Source organism: Streptococcus sp. W151 (assembly GCF_053010205.1).
In genome coordinates this window covers 1-4,511 of sequence record NZ_JBRKNT010000003.1, presented here as the reverse complement: position 1 = coordinate 4,511, position 4,511 = coordinate 1, and the positions used below count along the sequence as shown (strand labels likewise).

General features: G+C 43.9%; 2 protein-coding genes. Both read right to left on the bottom strand.

The window, feature by feature from the left end; translation table 11 throughout:
• Positions 1–3,269, bottom strand: a 3,269-nt coding sequence (locus ACVC7Q_RS06215; protein WP_447265226.1) for an accessory Sec-dependent serine-rich glycoprotein adhesin, incomplete at its 3' end; no start/stop codon positions are given.
• Positions 3,270–3,450: 181 nt separating this feature from the next.
• Positions 3,451–4,511: MucBP domain-containing protein (locus ACVC7Q_RS06210; protein WP_447265225.1), on the bottom strand; the 1,061-nt coding region annotated here is incomplete at its 5' end.

Here is a 4,511-nt window from a genome sequence, read left to right as displayed (position 1 = left end):
GACACCGATTCAGATGTTGAGACCGATTCTGAAGTCGAGACCGATTCTGAAGTCGAGACTGATTCGGACGTCGATGCTGATTCAGACGTTGATACAGATTCTGAAGTCGAGACTGATTCGGACGTTGATACTGATTCAGATGTTGAAACCGATTCGGATGTTGAAACCGATTCAGACGTTGATACTGACTCGGATGCCGACAATGACTCGGACGTTGATACTGATTCTGACGCTGACAATGACTCGGACGTTGATACTGATTCAGATGTTGAAACTGATTCAGATGTTGAAACCGATTCAGAACTTGAAACTGACTCTGACGTTGAAACAGATTCGGACGTTGACACTGACTCACTCAAGGATACTGATGCAGACTCAGACTGCGATTGACTCACTGATTTTGAAACCGACTCACGAGTAGATTGACTTAGTGACTCCGATACTGACTGTGAAACCAATGCTGAAGCAGACTGACTCACTGAAACAAAGGCGCTCGTTGAAGCGGATGTCGAGATTGAGATAGACTGGCTAACCACTTTGGATGCACTCGCTGATACCGAAGCAGACTGCAAGGCACTGACACTTGCAGAAACGGATTCCGAAACCTTCACAGATTCAGATTTTCTTGCCGATATAGATTGGCTCGTTGAAGCGGATTGAGATTGAGAAATCTCCTTGCTCAATGATTGACTGCGAGATAGACTCGCTTGAGCGGATACACTTGCCGATGCTGATTGGCTTAGTGAAGCCGACAAACTTTGCGAACGAACCGAGCTCAGTGATTGGCTCAATGAAACACTCTGCTGTGTCGATACGCTCTGTGATTGCTTCGTACTTAAGGACTGACTAATCGATTGCGAAGTCTTCGTAGATGCACTCTGACTGTTTGAGACAGACTGACTATGATCACTATCTGACAATTTCACAGCTACGACATTGGTCGTACTATCTTTATAAGTAATGGTGACTGTACCATCACTATTAACCGTATAGGCCTTAATGCGGTTAGCCACCTCTGGATTAACAGCCGACACAGCTGCAATCACCTTGCTCTTATCTGCATCTGTCAAGTCAGTCAGGCTCGTCACCTGAATAGTGCTTGTTGGAGCGACACCTGGTGTACGATCAGCGAGACGTCCTTGTGTAATCCGAATTTCACCCAAACCATTTGGGCGGTTCATATTGGACGCATTATCAATAGCTGCGACATTGCGTTGCCATGTGTTTCGGAAGGAATGGTAAAGATCATCTTTCAAATGAATGATCGCTGTGATGGTTGCAGGATTGTAACTCGTAGCTGTGATATCTCCCGTAATCGGTGCAATATTACCTGTTCCGTACTGGCTACTACCAAAGAAATTCCCGTTCAAGGCATTGTCGTTCAAATCTGCTCGTGCAACGACTTTCATTTCTTTCAACTTGCCACTGTCATCAGTAGCTGTAAAAGTCACAACCGCATCATCACCAGCATAAATGGTATAATTCTTCCCACCACCTTCAAGAGGGGTTGATTTCGGTTCTACACCATTGACAGTTAACTTAGCCGTCACTTCAGGACGTGTGGCATCTGTTACAGCAACCATATTACTTGCATCGGAATAAACCGCATGATCACCATACAGAATGCGAGCCTTAGCTGTTACTCCACCCGTCTGCAAGGGAACTTTCGGTGTTACGATCGCTTGTCCAGAAGCATCCGCTACCGCTGTTCCGATTTCATCATCATTATTGTACAAGACAACAGTCGCTCCAGGCTCAGCCCCCGTCACCGTTACAGGTGTTTGAGTATAGGCTTTCTCTAGTAAGCGAGTCTCAACCGTCGGTGCTGCTAGGCGCTTAACAGGAGCGGTTACATCATTTGTGGTGTTATCTTTATAAGTAATAGTCACCACACCTGATGATGAAACCGAATAAGATTTAAAATCCTTTGAAGTGGCAATATTTGGGTTAGCAGTCTTAAAAGCCTCCCAAACCTTCTCTTTTTCAGCCTGGGACAAGTTAGTGGTATCATTGACAAAAGTTTCCGTTGTCACAGCCGTAATCGGGTTTCGAATGCCATCATTTTGTGGCAAAACCTGAATACGAAGCGTACGTGTCACTGACTGCTTAGCCGTATTAGTCACTACAAAAGAAAGATTATAAATTTTCCCAGGCGTTACGACCTCTGTCTGGCCAACAGTCCCCACAATATTAAAGGCGACTGCACTATTTTTTAGTGCCGACGTCTGAGGAACGTTGATGCCATTCACACGATCACTACCAGAAGCGTAGCCAATGCTTTTAATACTATTTCGTGTAGGAATGCTTTCAACAACATTATAAGCCTGGTTGATATAATCAGAGTTATACACAGAAATCACGGCATTATTGGCTGGTCCGAGATTGTATTGGGGCGCACGGAGGCTCGTATCCGAATCTATACGATTCCCATTGCGCGGATCTCGTTGACCAGATGTCGCGCGCAGCACCGCGTTGGCCAAGCGATTGCGAGCAGTTTTTGCTTGACTTTCTACTGCATCGATTTGGATCGCTGGATTAGATAACCCTGAACGAATAGCTTCTAAAGCCAGATCTCCATACTCAATAGCAGATTCTGTCCCCGGGATTTCCATGGCTTGAGCGCGATAAGTATATAAATCTAATGCCAAGACTTGCAGACGCTTCACCTGGTCTTCCGAGCGAGTGGTCTGAGCCGCTGCTTCTTTCTCACTCGTTTCAGGAGTAGTCCTGTGAATTGAATCGCCCTCTGAGAGACTACTACTAGCAAATTCTGATGTGGACTGACTCGCTGAATTACTAACAACATGTGATTCGCTCAAAGAAACCGACTGAGACAAAGAAAGGCTGTCACTAGCTGACTCTGAAAATGAGATAGATTCACTTATAGATTGACTGGCTGACACAGAATCTGTGATAGAGGTCGTCCCCAAGACCAAACTATCCGAACCCGCTACACCGGTCGATGGGCTGATTTCAGACCCAACAGTCGTATCCATCCCATTTTCCTCTGCAAATACTGGGTTAGCAACTGTTGTTGCTCCAGCAAGAGCCCCTAGTACAACCATACCTTTTACTAGGTCTGCAGGCATTTGACGTGAAGAATCATCATATCTAACCATGATTTTTTCATCCACACCACCTCGCATGACACGAAATAAGCCTAACCGAGAAACAGATGCCCGTACCCAATTCTTTCCTGATTTGATTAATTTAAAACGTGTGATTCGCTCCGTTTCGCGAAAATCACCCTTCGAACGTTTAAAAAACATGTTCGCTCCTTAAAAATAAGATACCGAGTTATTATACACTAATTTTCCCCAAAAGTAACTAATTAAGACTAGTTTTTAACACAAATAACAGCATACAAAAAGAGAACCCGGAGGTTCTCTTTTTGGATCCTTTTTCATTTCCCACATACCTGAAATGACCGAATCAAATTAGGATTGAAGATTATTTTTCATCTTCCTTTTTGCGACGTCCAAGTGCTGCAACCCCTGCAACCCCTGCAACTGCTCCAAGAAGAGCTGAAGCTACAGATCCTGTTTCACCAGTATTTGGAAGTTGTTCAAGAGCTGGAGCTGGTTGAGCTGGTTGCTCAGGAACTGGGTTCACTGGTGTATTAGGTGTTGGATCTACCGGTGTATTAGGTGTTGGATCTACCGGTGTGTTTGGTGTTGGATCCATTGGTTTATTAGGTGTTGGATCTACCGGTGTGTTTGGTGTTGGTGTTGGTGGTACTGGTGTGTTTGGTGTTGGAACGGTTGGTGTCTTCACAAGTTTATAAACGTAAGTAACGTTCTTATCACCCTTGATGACATTACCAGTAGTTGAATCTGTTGTTGTCAAATGTCCATCAACATCAACTTTTCCTACTGCATAGTTACCTGCTGGTACCAATACATAAATCTTACCATCTGAAGTGATGATTGTATTCGGACGGTTATCGATTACTGTATCGTAATATTTACCTACCGGTTGCGCATATTCGTCTGTTACAGAATTCTTAAGTGTGTTACCAAATTCATCCACATAGTGAACATACACGTTACCAGTTGGTTGCGCTGGTTCTTCTTTAAGTTTGTAGATGTAAGTAACATCTTTACGTCCTTCAACCACTTTACCAGTTGTAGCGTCAGATGACTCAAGGTGACCTTGTCCATCAACTTTACCTACATTGTAGTTTCCTGCTGGTACCAATTCATATGTCTTACCATTGTATTGGATTTCTTTTGGACGGTTGTCTACGACTGTATCGTAGTCTTTATCAACTGGTTGATCTTTTTCGTCAACTACTGAAGTCTTGATAGTGTTACCTTCAGTGTCTTTGTAGTGTACGTAAACGTCACCTTTCACTTCTTTGTAGACGTAAGTGATGATTGAACGTGGTTTATCAACTTTACCTTTAATTGGATCAGATGATTCCAAGTGTCCATCGCCATCAACTTTACCTACTGGGTAGTCACCTTTCGGTACGATCTTGTAAGTCTTACCGTCTGGAGTCTTGATAGTGT